Annotated in this window: 1 protein-coding gene; it reads right to left on the reverse strand. The window is 73.6% G+C overall.

Features of this window, described 5'->3' with window-relative positions; all coding sequences use genetic code 11:
* Positions 1-42 precede the first annotated feature (42 nt).
* Positions 43-25,647 carry a type I polyketide synthase gene (locus tag HYQ63_RS43985; protein WP_257231511.1) on the reverse strand — a complete coding sequence of 8,535 codons (25,605 nt, stop codon included), beginning with the start codon at positions 25,645-25,647 and terminating at the stop codon, positions 43-45.
* Between the last annotated feature and the right edge of the window lie 227 nt (positions 25,648-25,874).

Here is a 25,874-nt window from a genome sequence, read left to right on the forward strand (position 1 = left end):
AGTGCGCCGACGTGGCGGACCTGTCCGCCACTGGCGCCCGGGCTACATCGGCCTCACACGCTTCAGGGCCAGCTGTACGAGGCTGTCGGCGCCCATCGAGTCGAGGGATTCGGCTTCGCTCCGCTCGGCAGCCGGTTCCGCTGCGGTCCCGCCTGCCCCGTTGCTCTTGGCGGATTCGGCAGTTCCGGCGGCTTCGGCGAGCCGGCGCAGCATGTCCAGCACGCCGGACTCCCGCAGCCGGGCGATCGGGATCGCCGCCAGAAGCTCCTTCACCTGCGGGTCCACTCCGGCGTCGCCCGCCTCGGCACCGTGCGCGGCGCCTTGAGCCTGAGCGGCGTCGGCGAGCAGCCTCTCCCGCAACGCCAGGACGAGCGCTTCGGGCGTCGGGTGGTCGAAAATCAGCGTCGCGGGCAGCTGCAGCGCGGTGGCCGAGTTGAGCCGGTTACGCAGGTCCACCGCAGTCAGCGAGTCGAAGCCGAGGTCCCGGAACGCCCGGGCAGGGTCGACCGCGGCCGCCGAGGAGTGTCCCAGCACCGAGGCCACCTGGGCCTGTACGACCTCCAGCAGCAGCCGGTCCTGCTCGGGCGCGGGCAGCCCCCGCAGCCGCCGGATCAGACCCTCGCCCCCGCCCGCGGCCGCCTGGCCCGCGGTGCGGCGATGCCGTGCGGCCGGCACCAGGCCGTGCAGCACGCTGGGCAGACTGTCCCGCCGCGCGGCCAGTGCCGTGGTCCGCAGGGTGACGGGCAGGGCCACCGGCTCGTTGACCCGCAGCGCGGTGTCCAGCAGCGCCAGCGCGTCGTCGGTGGACAGCGGCGGGAATCCCTGGCGGCGCATGCGGTCCAGGTCCGCCTCGGCCAGCCGGCCGCCCATGCCGTCGGTGTTCTCCCACATGCCCCAGGCCAGGGACACGCCCGGCAGGCCCTGGGCGCGGCGGGATGTCGCCAGCGCGTCCAGAACCGCGTTGCCCGCCGCGTAGGCCGCCTGTCCCGCGGAGCCGATCACCCCGGAGATCGAGGAGTACAGCACGAAGGCGCTCAGGTCGGCCTTGGCGGTCAGTTCGTGCAGGTGCAGCGCGGAGTTGGCCTTGGCGGCCAGGACCCGGGCCAGCCGCTCCGGGGTCAGGCCGGTGATCACCCCATCGTCGAGCACTCCGGCCGTGTGGATCACTCCGGTGAGCGGCGCCCGCTCGGGGATGGTCTCGATCGCCCGGGCCAATGCCTCCCGGTCGCCGACGTCGCAGGCGGTGATGGTGACCCGCGCGCCGAGAGCGGTCAGCTCCCTTTCGAGTTCCCGCGCACCGGGGGCGTCGGCGCCACGGCGCGAGAGCAGCAGCAGGTCCCGGACCCCGTGCTGGGTGACGAGGTGGCGTGCCAGCACCGCGCCGAGGCCGCCGGTGCCGCCGGTCACCAGGACGGTGCCGCTCTCGTGCCACGGCGCCGGGATGGTCAGCACGACCTTGCCGACGTGCTTCGCCTGGCCGAGGAACCGCAGGGCCTCCGGGGCCCGTGAGATATCCCAGGTGGTGATCGGGATCGGCCGCAGCGCACCCTGTTCGAACAGCTCCAGCAGCGCGGTCAGCATCTCGCCGATCCGGTCAGGACCCGCTTCGATCACGTCGAACGCCTGGTACGACACGCCCGGGTAGCCGACCCTGACCTCATCCGCGTCGCGGATATCCGTCTTGCCCATCTCCACGAATCGTCCGCCGGGACGCGTCAGGCGCAGGGACGCGTCGACGAACTCTCCGGCCAGGCAGTCCAGCACGACGTTCACCCCGGCACCGTTCGTGGCCCGGGAGAAGGTCTGCTCGAACTCGGTGGTGCGGGACGAGGCGATGTGGTCGGCGCCGACACCGAGTTCGCGGACCGTGGGCCACTTGCCCTGGCTCGCCGTCGCGAAGACCTCGGCCTGCAGGTGGTGCGCGAGCTGCACGGCGGCCATGCCCACGCCACCGGCGGCGGCGTGGATGAGGATCGACTCGCCCGCCCGCAGCCCGGCGAGGTCCATCAGGGCGTAGTACGCGGTGAGGTACACGATCGGCACCGATGCCGCCTGCGCGTAGGACCAGCCGCGCGGAATCCGCGCCAGCATGCGCGCGTCGGCGACCGCGGCGGGGCCGAAGCCGCCGTCCAGCATGCCCATGACGCGGTCGCCGACGGCCCAGTTCGTCACGCCGGGTCCGACCTCCAGGATGACGCCGGCGCCTTCGAGGCCCATGCGGCCCGCGTCGCCCGGGTACATGCCCAGCACGTTGAGCACGTCGCGGAAGTTGATGCCGGCGGCGCGTACGCCCACCCGCACCTGACCGGGCAGCAGGGGCCGCATGTCCTCGCGCACCAGCGCGACACCGTCCAGGCGCCCCTGGGCGACGATGTCCAGCCGCCACCCGAGTCCGGCGCCCAGGTCGGAGTCCGGGGTCGTGGGGGGCACGAGCACACCGTCCGAGGCCATCCGGACGGCCCTGGGCAGCCACACCTGGCCGCGGCGTACGGCCAGTTGCGCATCGCCCGCCTCGGCGAGGCCGGGCAGATGCGCGGCCAGCGCCTGGTAGGACTCCTGGCGGCCATCGGTGTCGGCGAGGAGGAATCGGTCCGGGTTCTCGCTGATCGCCGTACGGACGAGGCCCCACACTCCGGCACCGGCCACGTCGACCACGCCTTCGCCCGTGAGTGAGGTCCTGGCGGGCTCCTCACCGTGTTCGGCGGAGACCTCGACGGCGTCCTGGGTCAGCACCGCCAGCCGGGCCCCGGCCAGCCGATCCTCGGCCAGCCAGTCCCGCACGATGCCGAGCACCCCGGTGACGGTCTCGGTCACCCTGGCGTCGGTGCTCGCCTCGGTGTCGACGGCGGTGTGGTGAAGCGGGAGCAGTACGGTGTCGGGCACCTCGGCGCCGGCGTCCAGGGCCGCGCTCAGCGCGGCGAGGTCGGCATACCGGGAGGCGTCGACGCCCACGTCGGGCGGGCCGTTCCGCGAGTCGTCGGATCCGGTCAGGATCGCCCAGCGGCCAGCCGGGGAGGGCCCGCCCGAGGTGGCGGGCGCGGGGACCCAGTCCAGCCGGAACAGGCTGTCCGAGACCGGCGAGCCCGCCCCGGCCAGGTCGGCGGGCGACATCGGGCGCAGCACCAGCGACTCGATCTCGGCCACCGGTTGGCCCGCCGTGTCGGCCACCCGCAGCCCCACCTCGCCCGTTCCGCGCACGGTCAGATGTACGCGTACGGCGGCGGCGCCGACGGCGGACAGCGACACGCCCGACCACAGGAACGGCAGCGACGCGCCGTCCGCCGCCTGCTCCCGCAGTCCCAGGGCGTGCAGGACGGTGTCGAGCAGCGCCGGGTGCAGTCCGTACGCCGAAGCGTCCCCGGCCAGCGGCTCGGGCAGGGTCGCCTCGACGAAGAGGTCCTCGCCGTGTTTCCAGACCTCTCGCAGTCCTTGGAAGGCCGGTCCGTAGGCAAGCCCGGCCGAGGCCAGTCGCTCGTACAGCCTGTCGGTGGGCACCGGCTCGGCGCCCGGGGGCGGCCACGCGGTCAGGTCCCAGTCGGCGGCGGGCCGCTCGGCGGCGAGGGTGCCGGTGGCGTGCAGGGTCCACGGCTGGTCGGCGTCGGAGTCCTGGGGGCGTGCGTACACCTTCAGCGTGCGCCGCTGCTCGTCCGCGTTTCCGTCCGGGTTCCCGTCGGAGGACTCGGGCGGCTCCACGCTGAGCTGCATCTGCACCGCGCCGTCCTTCGGCAGCACGAGCGGGGCCCGCAGGGTCAGTTCGTCCAGTCGGCCGTGGCCGGTCTGGTCGCCCGCCTGGAGGGCGAGTTCGACGAGCGCGGTGCCGGGGACCACGATCGATTCCGCGACGGCGTGATCGGCGAGCCAGGGGTGGGACCGCACCGAGAGGCGGGACGTCAGCAGGACGGTTTCCGAGCCCGCCACGGTCACGGCCGCGCCCAGCAGCGGATGTTCGGTCACGCCAAGACCGAGGCCGTCGGCGTCGGTGGCCGGAGCCGATGCCTCCAGCCAGTACCGTTCGCGCTGGAACGCGTAGGTCGGCAGCTCGACCCGCCGGGCACCGGTCCCGTCGAACACGGCGGCCCAGTCGACGCGCGCGCCGCGTACGAACAGCTCGGCCACGGCGGCCAGCACGGTTTGGGGCTCGGCGTGGCCCTTGCGCAGGGCCGGGGCGGCCGTGGCGTCGGCCACGGCCTGGGCGAGGGAGGTCAGGACGGGGTCGGGGCCGATCTCCAGGAGCCGGGTCGCGCCCTGCTCGCCGGTCGCGGTCAGCAGCGCGTCGTGGAACCGCACCGGGCGGCGGACCTGATCCACCCAATACTCCGGAGTGGCCCAGTCCTCCCCACCGACGGGGGCACCAGTCACCGTGCTGACGGCCGGGAGACTCGGCTGCCGGTAGCCGACACCCGCCGCGATCTCGGCGAACTCCGCCAGCATCGGCTCCATCAACGGCGAATGGAACGCATGACTCACCCGCAGCCGGGACACCCGGCGGCCCCGCTCCCGCGCGACCTCCATCACCCGCTCGACCGCATCCTCGTCACCGGAAACCACCACCGACGTCGGCCCGTTCACCGCCGCAACCGCCACCCGCTGCGAGTCCGGCACTCCTCGCAGAATCTCGGAGACCTCGGCCTCCTCACCCTCAACCGCCGCCATCGCACCACCCGCAGGCAGCCCCTGCATCAACCGCGCACGACCCGCCACCAACCGCGCCGCATCCCCCAGCCCGAAAACACCCGCCACATACGCCGCGACAAACTCACCCACCGAATGACCCAACACCACATCCGGCACCACACCCCACGACCGCAACAACTCCACCAACGCCGCCTGCACCGCGAACAACGACGGCTGCGCATACCCGGTCCGATCCAGCAGAGCCGCCTCCGCAGAACCCTCCGCCGCGAACAACACCTCCCGCACCGAAACCTCAAACCCCGGCTCACCCGCAAGCTCCGCGTCCAGATAGCCGCAGACCTCGTCCAACGCCCTCGCGAACACCGGGAACACGCCATACAGCTCACGCCCCATACCAAGCCGCTGACTACCCTGCCCCGTGAACATCCACGCCGTACGCCCCTCCGACACCGCACCGGACACCACCGAAGGGCCGTCCAGGCAGGCCAGACCCGCGCGAAGGGCATCGTCGGCGCCCAGCACCACCGCGCGGTGCTCCAGCGCGGCGCGCGTCGTCACCAGTGAAAGGCCCACGTCGACAGTGGAGGAGGCCCGCTCGTCGAGGAACTCCGCCAGACGCGCGGCCTGTGCCTCCACCGCCCGCGCGCTCCGGCCCGACAGCACCCATGGCACCACCGGCAGGTCGGCCGACGGCCGTTCCCCGGCTACGGCCGGGGCGACCGGGGCCTCTTCGATGATCACGTGCGCGTTGGTCCCACTGATCCCGAACGACGACACACCCGCCCGGCGCGGACGCTCCCCCCGCGGCCAGCCACGAGCCTCGGTCAGCAGCCTGACCGCTCCGGCTTCCCAGTCCACATGCGACGAGGGCTCGTCCACGTGCAGCGTCCGCGGCAACTGCCCGGCGCGCAGCGCCATCACCATCTTGATCACACCTGCCGCGCCCGCCGCGGCCTGGGTGTGCCCGATGTTCGACTTGATCGACCCCAGCCACAGCGGCTCGTCGTCGGTGCGGGCTTGGCCGTAGGCCGCGAGCAGCGCCTGGGCTTCGATCGGGTCGCCGAGCCGCGTCCCCGTGCCGTGCGCCTCCACCACGTCCACGTCGGACGCCGAGAGCCGCGCCGAGGACAGCGCCTGACGGATCACCCGCTGCTGCGACGGACCGTTCGGCGCCGTCAGGCCGTTCGACGCACCGTCCTGGTTGACAGCGCTCCCGCGCACCACCGCCAGCACGTTGTGCCCGCGCCGCCGGGCCTCCGACAGCCGCTCGAGCACGAGCACACCGGCGCCCTCGGACCAGCCGGTGCCGTCCGCCGCCTCGGCGAAGGACTTGCACCGGCCGTCGGCGGCCAGGCCGCGCTGCCGGGAGAATTCGACGAACGTGGTGGGCGTGGCCATGACCGTGACGCCCCCGGCCAGGGCCGTGTCGCACTCGCCGGCCCGCAGCGCCTGGCAGGCCAGGTGGAGCGAGACGAGAGACGACGAGCAGGCGGTGTCCACGGTGACCGCGGGGCCTTCGAAGCCGAAGACGTAGGAGATGCGGCCGGAGAAGACGCTGCCCGCGTTGCCGTTGCCGAGGAAGCCCTCGACCTCGTCCGGTACGGCGTGCACCCGCGACGCGTAGTCGTGGTACATCAGTCCCGCGAATACGCCGGTGGCCGTGCCGCGCAGCGAGTGCGGGTCGATTCCGGCGCGCTCCAGCGCCTCCCAGGAGGTCTCCAGCAGCAGCCGCTGCTGCGGGTCCATGGCCAGGGCCTCGCGCGGCGCGATGCCGAACAGCTCGGCGTCGAAGTCGGCGGCGTCGTGCAGGAACCCGCCTTCGCGGACGTACGAGGTACCGGCATGGTCCGGGTCGAGGTCGTAGAGCCGCTCGATGTCCCAGTCGCGGTTGACCGGGAAGGGGGTGATGCCGTCCCCGCCGGAGGTCACGAGCTCCCACAGCGACTCGGGCGAGGTCACTCCGCCCGGGTAGCGGCAGCCGATGCCGACGATCGCGATGGGCTCGTCGGCCGCGCCCCGGCTCCGTACGGCGCCCGCCGCGGTCTTCTCCTGTTCCCGCTCCGCTTCCGCGCCCAGCAGCTGCTCGCGGAGGTACGCGGCGAGCGCGGCGGGGCTGGGGTGGTCGAACACCAGGGTCGCGGGCAGCCGCAGCCCGCTCGCGGTGTTGAGGTGGTTACGCAGGTCCACCGCGGTCAGCGAGTCGAAGCCGAGGTCCTTGAACGCCCTGCCCGGGTCGACCGAGGTGGCCGATGAGTGCCCCAGCACCGCCGCGACCTGCGACTGCACCAGCGCAAGCAGCTCCCGGTCCTGTTCAGCGGCGGACAGGCCGCGCAGCCTGCGTTCCAGCGCGCTCTGGTCGCCGTCGGCGGCCTGTCCGGCGACGCGCCGCCGCCGGGCGGCCGGGACGAGCCCGAACAGCACGCTGGGCAGGCTGTCCCGGCGGGCGGCGAGAGCGGTGATGTCGAGTGTGACGGGCAGTGCGAGGGCCTCGCCGGACCGTACCGCGAGGTCCAGCAGTGCGAGCGCGTCGCGGGTGGCGAGGGCGGGGAAGCCCTGCCTGCGCATGCGGGCCACGTCGGCGTGGCCGAGGCGGCCGCCCATGCCGTCGGCGTGTTCCCACATGCCCCACGCCAGCGACACGCCCGGCAGGCCCTGGGCCCGCCGGGACGTCGCGAGCGCGTCGAGCACGGCGTTGCCCGCCGCGTAGGCCGCCTGGCCGGACGAACCTACGATCCCCGAGATCGAGGAGAAGAGGACGAACGCGTCCAGCTCGCGGTCGCGGGTCAGTTCGTGCAGGTGCAGCGCCGATTCGGACTTCGCCGCCAGGACGCGCGCCAGCCGCTGCGGGGTCAGGTCGGTGATGACTCCGTCGTCCAGCAGACCGGCGGTGTGCACCACGCCGCTGAGCGGCGCGTCCTCGGGAATCGCGGCCAGTGCCCGGACCAGCGCCTCGCGATCGGCTACGTCGCACGCGGCGATCGTGACCCGGGCGCCGAGGTCCGTCAGCTCCTGCCGGAGTTCCCACGCGCCGGGGGCGTCGGGTCCGCGGCGGGACAGCAGCAGGAGGTCCCGTACTCCGTGCGTGGTGACGAGATGGCGCGCCACCAGCGCGCCGAGGCCGCCGGTGCCACCGGTCACGAGGACCGTGCCCCGCGCCCGCCAGGCGGGCGAGGCGTCCGCGGGCCCGGTCGTCCGGGCGACGCGCGGCAGCAGCACCTGGCCGCCCCGCACCGCGAGCTGGCTCTCGCCCGCCTCGGCGAGATCGGTCAGGCTCGCGGCCAGCGCCTCGTACGAAGCCTGCTCGCCGTCGGTATCCGCCAGGACGAACCGGCCCGGGTTCTCGGTGATCGCCGAGCGCACCAAGCCCCACACCCCGGCGCCGGTGAGATCGTCGGCCTCGACGACCGCGCCCGAGGTGAGCACGGCGAGGCGGGACCTGGCCAGGCGCGGCTCGGCCAGCCACTCCCGTACGACGCGGAGCACGCCGCTCACGGCCTCGGTCACCTCGGCCTCGGCACCGGTGGCCCGCGTGACCGGCAGCACGACGGTGCCGGGAACGTCGGCGCCCCCGTCCAGGGCGGTGACGAGCTCGGCGAGGCCCGCGCGGCCGGTCACCGGGATTCCGGCGTCCTGCCATGGCCGCGCGTCGCCCAGGACGGTCCAGTCCTCCGGCTCGCCGGGGTCGGCTGCGGGGGCGGGCATCCAGTCGAGCCGGAACAGGCTGTCGACGGCCGGAGCCGCGGCGGCCAGCTCGGTGGCCGAAACGGGCCGCAGAACGAGGGCGTCGACCTCGGCGACGGGCTCACCGGACGCGTCGGCGACACGCAGTCCGACCTCACCCGGTGCGCGGACGGACAGCTGTGCCCGCACCTCGGGAGCGCCGACGGCCGACAGCGATACGCCGGACCACAGGAACGGCAGCAACGCCTTGCGAGGGCCGTCAGGTTCGTCCGGTACCGGCGCCGGGGAGTCGACTCCGAGGGCGTGCAGGACGGAGTCCAGCAGTGCGGGGTGCAGCCCGAAGCCGGTCGCGTCCGCCATGGCCTCCTCGGGCAGGGCGGCCGCCACGAACAGGTCGTCGCCCAGCCGCCAGACCTCCCGCAGCCCCCGGAACACCGGGCCGTAGGCCATCCCCGTCCCCGCCAGCCGCTCGTAGAGCCCGTCGACCGGCATCGGCTCCGCACCAGCGGGCGGCCAGGCCCGCAGATCCCAGTCGGCGGCGGGCTGATCGGCGGTCAGCGTGCCGGTGGCGTTGAGGGTCCAGGGCCGGTCGGCCGGAGCGCCCTCGGTGCGGGAGTGGATCCGCACGGTCCGCGGGCCTTCGCCTTCCGCGGGCTCGATGGCGATCTGCACCTGGACCGCGCCGTCGCGCGGCACCAGCATCGGGGACCGTAGGGTCAGCTCCTCGACCCGGTCGCAGCCGGCCTGGTCGCCCGCCTGCACGGCGAGTTCGACGTAGGCGGTGCCCGGCACCACGACGGAGCTGCCGACCACATGGTCCGCGAGCCAGGGGTGAGTCGCCACGGACAGCCGCGATTGCAGGACCGCGGTGTCCGAGTCCGCCAGCCGTACGGTGGCGCCCAGCATGGGGTGCCCGGCCGCGCCGAGCCCCAGCCCGTTGGTGTCGATCGCCGGGCGCGGGTTGTCCAGCCAGTACCGTTCGCGCTGGAACGCGTAGGTCGGCAGCTCGACCCTCCGGGCACCGGTCCCCGCGAACACGGCGGCCCAGTCGACGTCCGCGCCGCGTACATACAGCTCCGCGGCGGCCGTCAGCACGACCTCGGCCTCGGTCCGGCCCGCACGCAGGGTCGACACGGCCACTGCCGACTCGGCCACGGACTGGGCCAGCGTGCTCAGGACGGGGTCGGGACCGACCTCCAGGAGCCAGGTCGCCCCCTGCTCGCCGGTCGCGGTCAGCAGCGCGTCGTGGAAGCGCACCGGGCGGCGCACCTGGCGCACCCAATACTCCGGAGTGGCCCAATCCTCCCCACCGACGGGGGCACCAGTCACGGTGCTGACGGCCGGGAGACTCGGCTGCCGGTAGGTGACGCTCGCCGCGATGTCGGCGAACTCCGCGAGCATCGGCTCCATCAACGGCGAGTGGAAGGCGTGGCTGACGCGCAGCCGCGACACCCGGCGCTCCTGCTCCCGCGCAATGGCCATGGCCCGCTCGACCGCATCCTCGTCACCGGAAACCACCACCGACGTCGGCCCGTTCACCGCCGCAACCGCCACCCGCTGCGAGTCCGGCAGTCCTCGCAGAATCTCGGAGACCTCGGACTCCTCACCCTCAACCGCCGCCATCGCACCACCCGCAGGCAGCGCCTGCATCAACCGCGCACGACCCGCCACCAACCGCGCGGCATCCCCCAGCCCGAAAACACCAGCCGTATACGCGGCGACGAACTCACCCACCGAGTGGCCCAACACCACGTCCGGCACCACACCCCAGGAACGCAGCAACTCCACCAACGCCGCCTGCACCGCGAACAACGACGGCTGCGCATACCCGGTCCGATCCAGCAGAGCCGCCTCCGCAGAACCCTCCGCCGCGAACAACACCTCCCGCACCGGGACCTCAAAACCCGGCTCACCCGCAAGCTCCGCGTCCAGATAGCCGCAGACCTCGTCCAACGCCCTCGCGAACACCGGGAACACGCCATACAGCTCACGCCCCATACCAAGCCGCTGACTACCCTGCCCCGTGAACATCCACGCCGTACGCCCCTCCGACACCGCACCGGACACCACCGAAGGGCCGTCGGCCAACGCAACGACGTTCTCGCGCAGCCCGTCCCGGTCGGAGGCGAGCACGACGGCGCGATGGTCGAGCGCTGTGCGGGTCGTCGCGAGGGAGAAACCCACGTCGACCGGGGACAGGTCCTGCCCGGGGGCCCGCTCGTCCAGGAAGGCCACCAGCCGGCCGGCCTGGCCCCGCAGGGCCTCCGGCGTCCGGCCGGACAGCACCCACGGCACCGCCGGCAGGTCCACCGGCGGCGGCTCCTCGGCGGCGGCCGGGGCCGGCGCCGGGGCATCGGGGGCTTCTTCGATGATGGCGTGGGCGTTGGTGCCGCTGATGCCGAACGACGACACCGCCGCGCGGCGCGTGCGTTCGGCCCGGGGCCATTCCCTCGCCTCGGTCAACAGCTCGACCGAGCCGGACGCCCAGTCGACGTGGGACGACGGCTGGTCCACGTGCAGCGTCCGGGGCAGCCGCTCGGCCGCCAGCGCCATGACCACCTTGATGATTCCGGCGGCGCCGGCGGCGGCCTGGGTGTGGCCGATGTTCGACTTCACCGAGCCCAGCCACAACGGCTCACCGCCGTCGCGGCCCTGACCGTACGTCGCCAGCAGGGCCTGCGCCTCGATCGGGTCGCCGAGCCGCGTCCCCGTGCCGTGCGCCTCCACCACGTCCACGTCGGACGCCGAGAGCCGCGCCGAGGACAGCGCCTGACGGATCACCCGCTGCTGCGACGGACCGTTCGGCGCCGTCAGGCCATTCGACGCACCGTCCTGGTTGACCGCGCTCCCGCGCACCAACGCCAGCACCGGATGGCCCAGGCGCTGGGCGTCCGACAGCCGTTCCAGCACCAGCACCCCGGCACCCTCGGACCAGCCGGTGCCATCCGCCGCCTCGGCGAACGGCTTGCAGCGGCCGTCGGGCGCGAGTCCGCGCTGCCGGGAGAACTCGACGAACGTGGCGGGGGTGGCCATCACCGTGACGCCACCGGCCAGCGCCATCCGGCACTCCCCCGCCCGCAGCGACTGGCAGGCCAGGTGCAGCGAGACCAGGGAGGACGAGCACGCGGTGTCGACCGACACCGCCGGGCCCTCCAGGCCGAGCACGTACGACAGGCGGCCCGAGGCCACGCTCGGGGTGCTGCCGGTCTGTAGGTAGCCGGCGGCTTCGCCGCCGTCCTCGTGGGCGAAGCCGCCGTACCCGTTGGCCGAGATCCCCGCGAAGACGCCGGTCGACGACCCGCGCAGCGACAGCGGACCGATGCCCGCCCGCTCCAGCGCCTCCCACGCGGTCTCCAGCAGCAGCCGCTGCTGCGGATCCATGGCCAGGGCCTCGCGCGGCGAGATCCCGAACAGCTCCGCGTCGAAGTCGGCCACGTCCGGCACGAATCCGCCGACCCCGGCGTACGCGGTGCCCATCGCCGCGCTGGTGGCGTCGAGCAGCCCCGGCACGTCCCAGCCGCGATCGCCGGGGAACGGGGACATCCGCTCGCCGCCCGAGGTCACCAGGTCCCACAGCGCTTCCGGCGAGGCCACCCCGCCCGGGAAGCGGCAGCCCATGCCCACGATCGCGATCGGCTCGTCGGCGGCCGAGGCCGTCGTCTCCGGCGTGCCGTCCTGGTCCGCCGACCCGCCCAGCAGCTGCCCGCGCAGGAAGGCCGTGAGGACGGCGGGCGTGGGGTAGTCGAAGATCAGCGTGGTCGGGAGCGAGAGCGCGGTCGCACCGCCCAGGCGGTTGCGCAGGTCCACCGCCGTCAGCGAGTCGAAACCGAGGTCCTTGAACGGGCGCCCCGGGGCGATCGCGGTGGGTGAGGCGTGCCCCAGCACCGCCGCGACCTGGGACCGCACCAGGTCCAGCAGGATGCGGCCCTGTTCCTGTGCGGACAGCCCGCTCAGCCGGCGCGCCAGTTCGCCGTCGGCCGGAGCGGCGTGAGCCGAGCTGTCGGCCGCGCGCGCGGCGGCGGCCTCGGGGAGATCGCCGATCAGGGCGCTGGGCCGGGAGGAGGTGAACGAGGGCGCGAAGCGCTGCCAGTCCACATCGGCCAGCATCGCGCACACGCGGCCTTCGGCCATGGCCTGTTGCAAGGCCGTCATCGCGCGCTGCGGCGGCAGCGCCTTGAGGCCGCGCTGCCGCAGGTACTCCTCGACGCCCCCGTCCGTCACCATCCCGGACTCGCCCCAGGGGCCCCAGGCCACCGAGGTGGCGGGCAGTCCCAGGCCGCGCCGGTGCTGCGCGAGCGCGTCGAGGTAGGTGTTGCCCGCGGCGTAGGCCGACTGGCCCGCGTTGCCGAGCGCTCCCGCGATGGAGGAGAACAGCACGAAGGCGTCCAGCTCCAGCTCCGCGGTCAGCTCGTGCAGATGCCGCGCCGCACCCGCCTTCGCGGCCAGCACCCCGGCCAGCCGCTCCGGCGTCAGATCCGCGGCCAGCCCGTCGTCCAGCACACCCGCGGTGTGCACGACGCCGGTCAGCGGCGCGTCGTCGGGAACACCGTCGAGCACGGCGGCGAGAGCCTGGCGGTCGGTGATGTCGCAGTCGGTGACGGTGACCCGCGCACCGAGTGCGGTCAGCTCTTCGCACAGCTCCTTTGCGCCCGGGGCCTGAGCCCCCCGGCGGGAGACCAGCACCAGGTGCTGCGCACCGCGCGAAGCCAGCCAGCGACCGACGTGCCCACCCAGGGCGCCGGTACCGCCGGTGATGAGCACGGTGCCGCGCGGCCGCCAGCCCTCGCCGTCCGGGGTCCCCGCGCGGTCGCGGACCACGCGGGCCGCGAACACGCCCGAGGGCCGCACCGCGAGCTGGTCCTCGCCGTCGCCGTCGGTGGCCACGAGCACGGAAACCAGGCGGGTCCACGCCTTCTCGTCGGCATTCTCCGGCACGTCCACCAGGCCGCCCCAGCGCCGCGGCTGCTCCAGCGCCACCGTACGGCCGAAGCCCCACAGCTGAGCCTGCGCCGGATTCGCCAGTTGCTCGCCCGACCCCACCGAGACCGCCGAGCGGGTCACGCACCACACCGGGATGTCGGTGTCCCCGAGTGCGTGAATCAGCGTCAGCGTCGTCGCGGTCACGGTGGACAGTTCGTCGGAGCCCTCGGCGAGGAGGGACACGATCCCCACCGGAGCGCCGTCAGCGGCGGTACGAAGGCGATCGGCCAGCGCGTCGGCGGTGTCCGTGGCGGCGACCGGCAGGACGCTCACCTCTGCGCCGCCCGCCCGCAGTGCCCGGACGCACGGCTCGGCCCGTGCCTCGTCCGCCTCCGGCACGGCCACCAGCCACGTGCCCGACAGCCGACCGGTGTTCGGGAGGGTCACCGGCTTCCACGTGATCCGGTATCGCCAGCCCGCCAGCTCAGACTGCTCCTGCTGCCGCTTGCGCCAGTCCGACAGCATCGGCAGCACCGCGTCCAGCGGCGCGGCCGACTCGACGCCGAGCCGCCCGGCCAGCGAGTCGGCATCGCCCCGCTCGACCAGATTCCAGAACTCGGCCTCGATCCCGTCGGCGCCGCCGCCGACGGCGCGTTCCGGCTGGTCGGTCGCCCGGTCCCGCAGCCAGAACCGGCGGCGTTGGAAGGCGTACGTCGGCAGCTCCACCCGCCGCGCACCGGTCCCGGCGAACACCGCGGCCCAGTCGGTCTTCGCGCCGTGTACGAACACCTCGGCCACAGCCGCGAACACGGTCTCGGCTTCGGCTCGTCCCTCGCGCAGCGCCGATACGGCCACCGTGCCGCCCGCGGCGGACTGTGCGAGCGCGCTGAGGACCGGGTCGGGGCCGAGCTCCAGCAGGCGGGTCGCGGCGTGTTCCGCGGTCGCGGTCATAACGGCGTCGTGGAAGCGCACCGGGAGGCGCACCTGATTCACCCAGTACTCCGGGGTGGCCCAGTCATCCCCGCCGACGAGGTCTCCGGTGACCGTGCTGATCGCGGGAAGCGTCGGCTGCCGGTAGTCGATGGTGCCCGCGATCTCGGCGAAGTCCGCCAGCATCGGCTCCATCAGCGGCGAGTGGAAGGCATGGCTCACCCGCAGTCGCGACACCCGGCGGTCCTGCTCCCGCACGCTCGCCATGGCCCGCTCGATCACGGCCTCGTCCCCGGAGATCACGACGGCGTCCGGGCCGTTGACCGCCGCGATCGCCATCCGCTTGCCGTCCAGAAGTGCGCCCAGGTTCTCGATGGCCTCGGCCTCGGTGGCTTCGATGGCGGCCATGGCGCCCACCCGTCGCCCACCACCACCCTCGACGGAATCGCTCCGCGAGCCCCCCGCATTCGAAGGCAGCGCCTGCATCAGCCGTGCGCGGCCCGCGACCAGCCGGGCCGCATCGGCCAGTTCGAAGACGCCCGCGGTGTACGCGGCGACGAACTCACCGACCGAGTGGCCGAACACGACATCCGGGCTCATGCCCCACGAGCGCAGCAGCTCGACCAGCGCCGTCTGGACCGCGAACAGCCCGGTCTGCGCGTAGCCCGTGCGGTCCAGCAGCCCGGCCTCGTACGAACCCTCCGGCGCGAAGAGCACGTCCCGCACCGGCACCTCGAAGCCCGGCTCGCCGCGCAATGCGGCGTCCAGCTGGGCGCAGACCTCGTCGAGGGCCCCTGCGAACACCGGGAATCGGCCGTACAGCTCTCGGCCCATGCCCACGCGCTGGCTGCCCTGTCCGGTGAACATCCAGCCCGTACGGCCTTCGCCGGCGACGCCGGATGTGACCGCGTCATCGCCGTCGGCGAGCGCGGTGAGGCCCGAGAGCAGGGCGTCGAGGTCGCCGCCCAGGACCACGGCGCGGTGTTCCAGCGTGGCGCGGGTGGTGCCCAGTGAGAAGCCGATGTCGAGCGGGGAGTCGTCCCTGGCGTCGAGGAAGGCCGCGAGGCGACCGGCCTGGTCCCGCACCGCCTGCGCGGTGCGGCCCGACAGCACCCAGGGCACGGTCGGCAGCGCGGCCGACGGCTCCTCGACGGCGGCCGGTGCGGCCTGGGGGGCCTCTTCGAGGATGATGTGGGCGTTGGTGCCGCTGATCCCGAACGAGGAGATTCCGGCCCGGCGCGGACGGTCTCCTGACGGCCATTCCCGGGCCTCGGTCAGCAGCCGTACCGCGCCCGATTGCCAGTCCACGCGGGACGAGGGTTCGTCCGCGTACAGCGTCTTCGGCAGTCGCTGCTCCCGTAGCGCCAGGACCATCTTGATCAGTCCGGCGGCGCCGGCGGCGGCCTGGGTGTGGCCGATGTTCGACTTCACCGAGCCCAGCCACAACGGCTCACCGCCGTCGCGGCCCTGACCGTACGTCGCCAGCAGGGCCTGCGCCTCGATCGGGTCGCCGAGCCGCGTCCCCGTGCCGTGCGCCTCCACCACGTCCACCTCGGCGGGCGACAGCCTGGCCGCGGCGAGGGCCTGGCGGATCACCCGCTGCTGCGACGGGCCGTTCGGCGCCGTCAGGCCATTCGACGCGCCGTCCTGGTTGACCGCGCTACCGCGTATGACCGCCAGCACCGGGTGACCGAGGCGCTGGGCGTCGGAGAGACGCTCCAGCACCAGCACCCCGGCACCCTCGGACCAGCCGGTGCCGTCCGCGCCCTCCGCGAACGCCTTGCAACGGCCGTCCGCCGCCAGCGCGCGCTGGCGGGAGAAGTCCACGAAGAGGTCCGGTGTCGCCATGACGGTGGTGCCGGCGGCCAGGGCCATCCGGCACTCGCCCGCGCGCAGCGCCTGGGCGGCCAGGTGCAGGGCCACCAGTGCCGACGAGCAGGCGGTGTCCACCGTGACCGCGGGACCTTCCAGGCCCAGTGCGTAGGAGACCCGGCCGGACAGGACGCTGGCCGCGGACCCGGTGGTCACATATCCCTCGACGTCCGTGGCCAGGCCGCGCGCGGTGTGCTGGTAGTCCTGGCCGTTGGTCCCGGCGAACACCCCGGTGGCCGAGCCGCGCAGCGACAGCGGGTCGACGCCCGCCCGCTCCAGCGCCTCCCATGAGGTCTCCAGCAGCAGCCGCTGCTGTGGATCCATGGCAAGGGCCTCACGCGGCGAGATCCCGAACAGCTCCGCGTCGAACTCCGCCGCGTCATGCAGGAATCCGCCGACACGGACGTACGACGTCCCCGAGTGGGCCGGGTCGGGGTCGAACAGTCCTTCGACGTCCCAGCCTCGGTCCTCGGGGAAGGACGAGAGCCCGTCACCGGCCGTGGACAGCAGGTCCCACAGCTCTTCGGGCGAGGCGGCGCCGCCCGGGAAGCGGCAGCCCATGCCCACGATCGCGATCGGGTCGTCATCGGCGCCCAGCGGCGCGAGTGCCGCGTCGGTGTGCCCGGCCTCGTCGGCCGTCGCGCCGAGCACCTGCCCGCGCAGGAAGGCCGTGAGCGCGGCGGGCGTGGGGTGGTCGAAGATCAGCGTGGTGGGCAGGTGCAGGGCGGTGGCGGTGGCGAGCCGGTTGCGGAACGCGACGGCAGTCAGCGAGTCGAAGCCGAGCTCCTTGAACGCCCGCGCCGGGTCGATGGTCGCCGGGGTGGCGTGCCCGAGCACGGCCGCGACCTGCGACAGCACCACGTCCAGCAGCATCCGGTCCTGTTCGGCGGCCGGGCGCTCCCGCAGCCGCCGCGCCAGCTCACCGCCCGCCGGAGCGGACGGGTCGGCGACCCGCGTACGCGCCTGGGCCGCGGCCTCGGGAAGCTCGGCGATCAGCGGGCTGGGGCGGGTGAAGGTCACCGCGGCCGCGAAGCGTTCCCAGTCGACATCGGCCACGACCCGGGCCACGCGGTCGTCGTCGAGCGCACTCCGCAGGGCGGCGATGGCCCGGTCCGGGTCCAGTAGGCGTACGCCCAGGCGGCGGAAGTGCTCCGCCACCAGACCGTCGGCGGCCATTCCGTCGCCGCCCCACGGACCCCAGGCCACCGAAGTGGCCGGCATCCCCAGGCCACGCCGGTGGTGCGCCAGGGCGTCCACGTACGCGTTGGCGGCACCGTAGGCCGCCTGGCCCGCGTTGCCCAGCACGCCCGTTATCGAGGAGAACAGAACGAAGGCGTCGAGCTCACGGCCGGCCGTCAGCTCGTGCAGATGGCGCGCGGAGTCCGCCTTCGCCGCCAGGACGCGGGCAAGCCGTTCCGGCGTCAGCTCGGCGGCCAGGCCGTCGTCGAGGACCCCGGCCGTATGGACGATTCCGGTCAGCGGCGCCTCCTCCGGAATGTCGTCCAGCACCTCCCGTACGGCCGCACGGTCACCGACGTCGCAGGCCGCGAAGGCGACCTCGGCGCCCAAGTCCGCCAGATCGCAACGCAGTTCGTCCGCCCCGGGCGCCTCGGCGCCCCGACGGGACACCAGCAGCAGGCGTTCGGCGCCGGAAGAGGCCAGCCAGCGGGCCACACGCCCGCCCAGTGCGCCCGTACCGCCGGTCACCAGCACCGTGCCGCGCGGCCGCCAGGAATCCGTGTCATCGCTCGCGGCCGTGTCGCGCACCAGCCGGGCCGCGAACACGCCCGACGGCCGCACCGCGACCTGGTCCTCGCCATCCGTCGCGGCGAGCGCGGGCGCCAGTCGCGTAATGCTGCGCTCGTCGGCGTCCTCGGGCAGGTCGATCAGCCCGCCCCACCGGTCCGGCTGCTCCAGCGCCACCGTACGGCCCAGACCCCACAGCTGGGCCCCCGCCGGATTCGCCAACCGCTCACCCGAACCGAGCGACACCGCGGAGCGGGTCACACACCACACACGCGCCCCGGTCCCGGAATCGGCCAGCGCCTGCACCAGAAGCAGCGTGGTGACGGTACTCGTCAGCAGGGACACCACGCCCGTGGGCTCGGCGTCCTCGGCCCGGAACCGGGTGGCCAGCGACTCCCGGGTGTCTTCGTCGGCGACCGGCACCACGATCACTTCTGCGCCGGACGCCCGCAATGCGTCGGCCACATCGTCGTATTCGGCGCCGGTCTCCCGCGGGACCGCCACCAGCCAGGTGCCCGACAGCCGGGCGGTGGCCTGGAGTGGCACGGGCTTCCACGTGATCCGGTACCGCCAGCCCGCCAGCTCGGACTGCTCCTGATGCCGCTTGCGCCAGTCGGACAGCATCGGCAGCACCGCGTCCAGCGGCGCGGCCGGCCCGACACCGAGTCGCCCGGCCAGCGCATCGGCATCGCCCTGCTCGACCAGATCCCAGAAGGCGGCCTCGCCACCGTCGGCCGCGCCGGGCACGTCCCGCCTCGCGACGGCCAGGTCCGGCAGCCAGAACCGCTGCCGCTGGAAGGCGTACGTCGGCAGGTCCACCCGCCGCGCACCGGTCCCGGCGAAGTACGCGCCCCAGTCGACCTCGGCTCCGCGTACGAACAGCTCGGCCACCGCCGTCAGCACGGTCCCGGCCTCGTCGCACCCCTCGCGCAGCGCCGACACCGCCGCTACGTCCAGGGCGGACTGAGCGAGCGTGGTCAGGACCGGGTCAGGGCCGACCTCCAGCAGGCGGGTGACGCCCTGTGTGCGGGTGGCGTTCTCAAGGGCATCGTGGAAACGGACCGGTCGGCGTACCTGGCGCACCCAGTAGTCGGGGGTCGCCCAGTCCTCTTCGCCGACCAGCTCACCGGTGACCGTGCTGAGGCCCGGGAGATTCGGCTGCCGGTAGGTGATGCTCGCCGCGATCTCGGCGAACTCCGCCAGCATCGGCTCCATCAACGGCGAGTGGAACGCATGGCTCACCCGCAGCCGCGACACCTGGCGGTCCTGTTCACGCGCGGTGGCCATGGCCCGCTCGACCGCGTCCTCGTCACCGGAGACCACGACCGACCTCGGGCCGTTGACGGCCGCGATCGCGATGTGCGCGCCCAGCCCGGTGAGGATCTCGGCAACCTCATCCTCGGATCCCTCGATGGCCGCCATCGCCCCGCCCGCGCGTCGCCCACCACCGCCCTCGCGGGAATCGCTCCGCGAGCCCCCGGCATTCGAGGGGAGCGCCTGCATCAGCCGGGCACGACCTGCCACCAGCCGGGCGGCGTCAGCCACTCCGAAGACACCCGCGGTGTACGCGGCGACGAATTCACCGACCGAGTGCCCCAGCACCACGTCCGGGGCGGTGCCCCACGACCGCAACAGCTCCACGAGCGCGACCTGGACTGCGAACAGCGCCGTCTGGGCGTAGCCGGTGCGGTCCAGCAGTTCCGCCTCGGCGGAGCCCGCTGCCGCGAAGAGCACCTCCCGTACGGGGACCGGGAACTCCGTGGCGCCGTCCAGCCCGGCCTGGAGGTGTTCGCACACCTCGTCCAGGGCCTCGGCGAAAGCCGGGTAGGCGCCGTACAGTTCGCGCCCCATGCCGATGCGCTGGCTGCCCTGTCCGGTGAACATCCAGCCCGTGCGGCCCTCCGCGACCACGCCGGAGACCACGGAGGCGCCGCCGTGGGCCCGTTCGGAGACGCCCGCTCGCAGGGCGTCGTAGTCGGTGCCCAGCACCACCGCGCGGTGCTCGAAGACCGCGCGCGTGGTCGCCAGCGACAGGCCGAGGTCGGCGGCGGAAGCACCGGGCTCCCCGTCGAGGAGCGCCGCGAGCCGTGCGGTCTGCGCCCGTACGGCCTGCTCGCTGCGGCCGGACAGCACCCAGGGCACCACAGGTGCCGTCCGAGGCCGCTCGTCCGCGACGCCGGCGGGCTGCTCGGCCTCGGGGGCTTGCTCGATGATGGTGTGGGCGTTGGTGCCGCTGATGCCGAACGACGACACCCCCGCCCGCCGGGGGCGGTCGGCCTCCGGCCACGCCACGGGCTCGGTCAGCAGCCGTACGGTGCCGGCCGACCAGTCCACGTACGGGGTGGCCTCGTTGATGTGCAGCGTACGCGGCAGCACGCCGTGCCGCATCGCCATCACCATCTTGATGACGCCTGCCACGCCCGCCGCCGCCTGGGTGTGCCCGACGTTCGACTTGAGGGAGCCCAACCACAGCGGCTGGTCCTGGTCCCGTCCGCTTCCGTACGCGGAGATGACGGCGTCGGCTTCGATCGGGTCGCCCAGGGTGGTGCCGGTCCCATGGGCTTCGACGGCGTCGACCTCTGCCGGGGTCATCCCGGCGTTGGCGAGGGCCTGGCGGATCACTCGCTGCTGTGAGGGGCCATTGGGGGCGGTCAGGCCGTTGGACGCGCCGTCCTGGTTGATCGCGCTGCCTCGTACGACGGCCAGCACCTGGTGGCCGCGGCGGCGGGCGTCGGAGAGGCGTTCGACGAGCAGCATGCCCGCGCCTTCGGCCCAGCCGGTGCCGTCGGCGGCCGCGGCGAAGGGCTTGCAGCGGCCGTCGGCGGAGAGTCCGCGCTGCTGGCTGAACTCGACGAACATTCCGGGGGTCGACATGACCGTCGCACCGCCCGCCAGCGCCATGTCGCACTCGCCCTGGCGCAGGGCCTGGCAGGCGAGGTGCAGGGCGACCAGGGACGACGAGCAGGCGGTGTCCACGGTGACCGCCGGTCCTTCGAATCCGAAGGTGTAGGCGAGACGGCCGGAGGCGACGCTGCTGGACGTGCCGGTCAGGGCGTGCCCTTCGGTGCCTTCCGACGCCTCGTGCAGGCGCGGGCCGTAGTCGTTGTGCATGACCCCGGCGAAGACACCGTTCGCCCTGCCCCGCTGGGACGCGGGGTCGATCCCGGCGCTTTCGAAGGCTTCCCAGGCGGTCTCCAGCAACAACCGCTGCTGCGGATCCATGGCGAGAGCTTCACGCGGTGAGATCCCGAAGAAGTCCGCGTCGAACTCGGCGGCTTGGTGGAGGAAGCCGCCGTGACGGGTGGCGGACTTGCCCGGACGGCCCGGAGCGGCGTCGTACAGGCCGTCGGTGTCCCAGCCGCGATCGGCTGGGAACGGGGAGACCGCGTCGCCTCCGGCGCTGACGAACCGCCACAGCTCCTCCGGGGAGTCCACGTCTCCAGGAAGCCGGCAGCTCATGCCGACGATGGCGATGGGTTCGTCGGCGGCGGGTACGGCGGCGGCCGGTGCGGTGGGGGCCTGCGGCGACCCGGCGGTCAGCGACGCGAGGTGGCCGGCGAGCGCGGCGGGGGTGGGGTGGTCGATGGCCACGGCGGTCGCGAGCCGTAGTCCGGTCGCGGTGGCGAGCAGGTTGCGCAGCTCGACCAAGGTGAGAGATTCAAGGCCCAGTTCCTTGAAGGTGAGGCCGGGCTGGACCTCATCCGGTGAGGGGTAGCCGGCGACGGCGGCGACATGGGCGCGGACCAGTTCCAGCGCTGCCCGTCGCCGCTTCGCCTGGGACAGGCCGGCCGTCCGCTGTGCCCAGGACGGTTCGTCGGATTCGGCGTATTCGAGGGCGTCGGCGGCGTCGGGGGACTCGGCGGATGCGGCGGCCGCGTGGTCCGCGGCGGTCGGCGGCTGGAGGGCCGGGCCGTCGGCTGGGGCGGGCTCGGGCAGCCAGTAGCGGCGACGCTGGAAGGCGTAGGTCGGCAGCGGGACGCGGCGGGGTCGCCGGTCGGTGAGCACGGTGGCGAACACGGCGGCCCAGTCGACGGTGGCGCCGTGGACGTGTGCTTTGGCGAGCGAGGTGGCGAACCGGTCCAGGTTTCCCTCGTCACGGCGGAGCGAGCCCACGTAGACGGCCTCGTGGCCGGCCGCTTCCGCGGTCTCCCCCACCCCCGTCCCCAGGACGGGGTGCGGGCTCATCTCGATGAAGATCCGGTGGCCCTGGCCGAGCAGTCCCTCGACGGCCTGGTCGAAGCGGACGGTGTGCCGCAGGCTGCTGTACCAGTACCCGGCGTCCAGTGCCGAGGGGTCGAGCGGTCCGCCCTCCATCGACGAGTGGAACGGGATGTCCGTCGGGAACGGTGTGATGCCGGGCAGTGTGTCCAGGAGCCTGGTGCGGATCTCCTCCATCTGGGTGGAGTGCGAGGCGTAGTCGACCGGGATCCTGCGGCTCCGGACGCCGTCGGCGGTCAGCGTCCGCACGAGGTCGTCCAGTGCTTCCGGGTCGCCGGAGACGACCACGGAGCCGGGCCCGTTGACGACGGCGACGGACAGCCGTGGACCCCACGGCTCCAGCCTGCCGGTGATCTCGTCGAGGGGAAGCGCGACGGACACCATGCCGCCCCTGCCCGCCAGGTCCGCGAGCACCTGACTGCGCAGGGCCACCACGCAGGCGGCGTCCTCCAGGGAGAGGGCGCCCGTCACGCAGGCGGCGGCGATCTCGCCCTGGGAGTGGCCGACCACGGCCGCGGGCTCGACCCCGTACGAGCGCCAGAGGGCGGCCAGGGAGACCATCACCGCCCACAGCACGGGCTGGACCACGTCGACGCGGTCCAGCCCGGGGGCGCCCTGCGCCCCGCGCACGACGTCCTCCGGGGACCACGGCACGTGGGGGGCGAGCGCGTCGGCGCACTCCCGCATGCGGGCGGCGAAGACCGGGGAGGAGTCGAGCAGTTCGACTGCCATGCCGGCCCACTGCGAGCCCTGGCCCGGGAAGACGAAGACCGCCCGGCCACCGGCCGGTCCTGTGCCGCGTAGGACACCGTGGGCGGTGCCACCGTCGGCAAGGGCGTCCAGGCCCCGCAGGAAGCCGCCGCGGTCGGCGGCGAGGACGGCCGCGCGGCAGGGGAAGTCGGCGCGGGTGGTGGCCAGGGAGAAGCCGAGGTCGGACGGTTCCAGCTCGGGGTGGTCCCGCACATGCGCCCGCAGCCGCCTGGCCTGGGCGCGCAGGGCGGTCTCGGTCCTGCCGGAGATCACCCAGGGGAGGGCGGGACGCGGCTCGTCGGTGGCGGCAGCGGTGCTCCCGACGGGTTCTCCCGGCTCGGGCTTCGACGGGAGGAGAGCGGCCGGGCGGTCCTGGGCGGCGGGGCCTTCGGCCAGGATCAGGTGGCAGTTGGTGCCGCCCATGCCGAAGGCGCTCACGCCGGCCACGAGCGGCCGTTCGGGGTACTCCCAGGCGCCCAGTTCGCGCTGCACGCGCAGGCGCAGCGTGTCGAGGGGGATGGCGGGGCTGGGGGTTTCGTGGTTCAGGCTCGGCGGTAGTTCGCGGTGGCGGATGGCGAGCGCCGTCTTGATGAGCCCGACTATTCCGGCGGCGCCTTCGAGGTGGCCGACGTTGGTCTTGGCCGAGCCTACGGCGAGCGGGCGGTCGGCGGGACGGGCGGCTCCCAGGACCGCGCCGAGGGCGGCTGCCTCGACGGGGTCGCCGGCCTTGGTGCCGGTGCCGTGCAGTTCCACGTACTGGACCTGTGCCGGGTCCACTTCGGCCCGCTCGTAGGCCAGGCGGAGGACGTCCCGCTGGGCACGGGGGTTCGGCGTGGTGAGCCCGTCGCCGCCGCCGTCGTTGTTGACCTCGCTGCCGAGGATCACGCAGTGGATGGAGTCGCCGTCGGCCAGCGCCTTCTTCAGAGGCTTGAGGACGACCAGGCCGCCGCCCTCGCCGCGGACGTAGCCGTTGGCCCGTGCGTCGAAGGTGAAGCACCGGCCGTCGGGCGACAGGCCGCCGAACTTCTCGACGGCGGCGGTGCCGTCGGCGAGCAGGTTCAGGTTGACACCGCCCGCGATGGCCAGGGTGGAGGTGCCTGTGCGCAGGCTCTCGCAGGCCAGGTGTACGGCGACGAGCGACGACGACTGGCCGGTGTCGACGGTCAGGCTCGGCCCGTGCAGGCCCATGAAGTACGAGACGCGGTTGGCGATGATGCTGCGGTGGACGCCGGTCAGGCTGTGCCGGGTGAGGGCGTCGGTCCCCTGTCGGCGGGCCAGTGTGGCGTAGTCGTCCGCGATGGCGCCCACGAAGACGGCGCAGTCGCTGCCCCTGAGCGTTCCGGGAACGATTCCCGCGTCCTCGAGGGCCTCCCAGCTGAGTTCCATGGTCAGCCGTTGCTGCGGGTCCATCGTGGTGGCTTCGCGGGGTGAGATCCCGAAGAAGGCCGGGTCGAACCGGTCGACCTGGTCGAGAAACCCGCCCCAGCGGATGCCGGACTCCCCGGGGGCCGAGGCGTGTGTTTCCCACCGGCCGGGCGGCGCCTCCTCGATGGCGCTCAGGCCGGACCGCAGGGCCTGCCAGAACGCTTCCGGGTCCGCCGCCTTCGGCAGGCGGCAGGAGAGGCCCACGACGGCGATCGCGTCGTCCGGCGGTGTACCGGTGTCGGCGGACACGGCGACTTCGGATTCCCTGGTCATCGGCCCCACTGTTCGGTTCGCACGTCCCATGCCGGACTCGCCCGTCGACTGCCCGGGAAGTTCGATCGGCAGTTCCATCGGATCGGTGCCGGTATCCCCGTGGAGGGCGGCCCAGTCGGGCGTACCGCCTGCGGCGTAGTACTCCGCCACGGCGTGCAGGAAGCGGGCCGGGCCACTCTCGTCGCACCGCAGGGTCGCCCGGGCGACGGCGGGCCTGCCGGATCGTTCGATGGCGGTTTCGAGTTCGGAGGTCAGCAGCGGGTGCGGGCCGACTTCGAGGAAGTAGCCGTGGCCGTCTTCGAGCGCGGCGGCGGTGGCGTCCTGGAACCGGCCGGGCTCGCCCGGGTCCCGGGTCCAATGGGCGACGTCCGGTCCGTAGCCTTGCCACCGGCCGCCGGTGGCGGAGGAGTAGAACGGGACACGAGCGTCGCGCGGTGTGATGTCCACCAGGTCGGCGCGGTCGTCGGCCGGTGTCCGCGGTCGGTCCGATCCTGCGATCACGCGGGCGCTGTCGTCGAGAGAAAGGACGCCCGCGACGTGAGCCGCGGCGATCTCGCCGACGCCGTTTCCGGCCACCGCGCCGGGTTCTACCCCGGCGGCCCGCCACAGCGCGGCCAGCGACACCATGACCGAGAACAGGGCTGCGGACTCCGCGGCGTCGGGGGGCATGGGCGCGGGCGCGTCGTCGCACCGCCCGGTCGGCGTTTCCAGCATGTTCAGCGTGTCCGGCAGCGGCCGGCCCAGGTACGGGACGAACGCGTCGGCGCACTCCCGCAGCCGGGCGGCGAAGGCCGGTGAACACCCCGCCAGTTCGCGTGCCATGCCGGGCCGTGGGGAGCCGTACCCGGGGAAGACGAACACCGGGCCGCCCGGCTCGCCCTGGTGAATGCCCTCGGTCACCTGGGGCGCCGGGGTGCCCGCGACGAGGGCGTCGAGACCGGCGAGGAATTCATCCCGGTCCTCGCCGACGATCACGGCCCGGTACGGCAGGGCGCCGGGGGTGGCCCGGCCGGCTCGTAGCAGGCCCTGCCCGACAGCTCCGGGATGCCACCCCACACGCTCGTCCAGCCAGGTGCGGAGCACGCGGGCCTGATCCCGTACCGCGTCCGCGCCGCGCCCGGAGAAAACCCAGGGCCGGGGCAGGTCCGCCCCTGAGAACAGTTGGGCAGGCGAGGTGGTGCGAGCGTGATCGGACACGTTTTCTCCCGCTGTAGGGGCGGAGCCGGGGTGAACGGTGTGGGTGGCTCCCGGCCCGTGCGGCTGCTGCCCATGCGGGCGCGCGGATGCCATGGGGATGGCTGCCGATGGCGAGAACCACCCGGTGTTGTCCGATTATCTGGACGGGCGACTCGTGGATTCCCTACAAGGAATTCAGTGTCACTAAGGAAAACCTTGTTCTGAATTCAGTAGCGCCAGGAGAATTG

The organism is Streptomyces sp. Rer75 (assembly GCF_013414305.1).
In the GTDB taxonomy this organism is placed as follows: domain Bacteria; phylum Actinomycetota; class Actinomycetes; order Streptomycetales; family Streptomycetaceae; genus Streptomyces; species Streptomyces himastatinicus.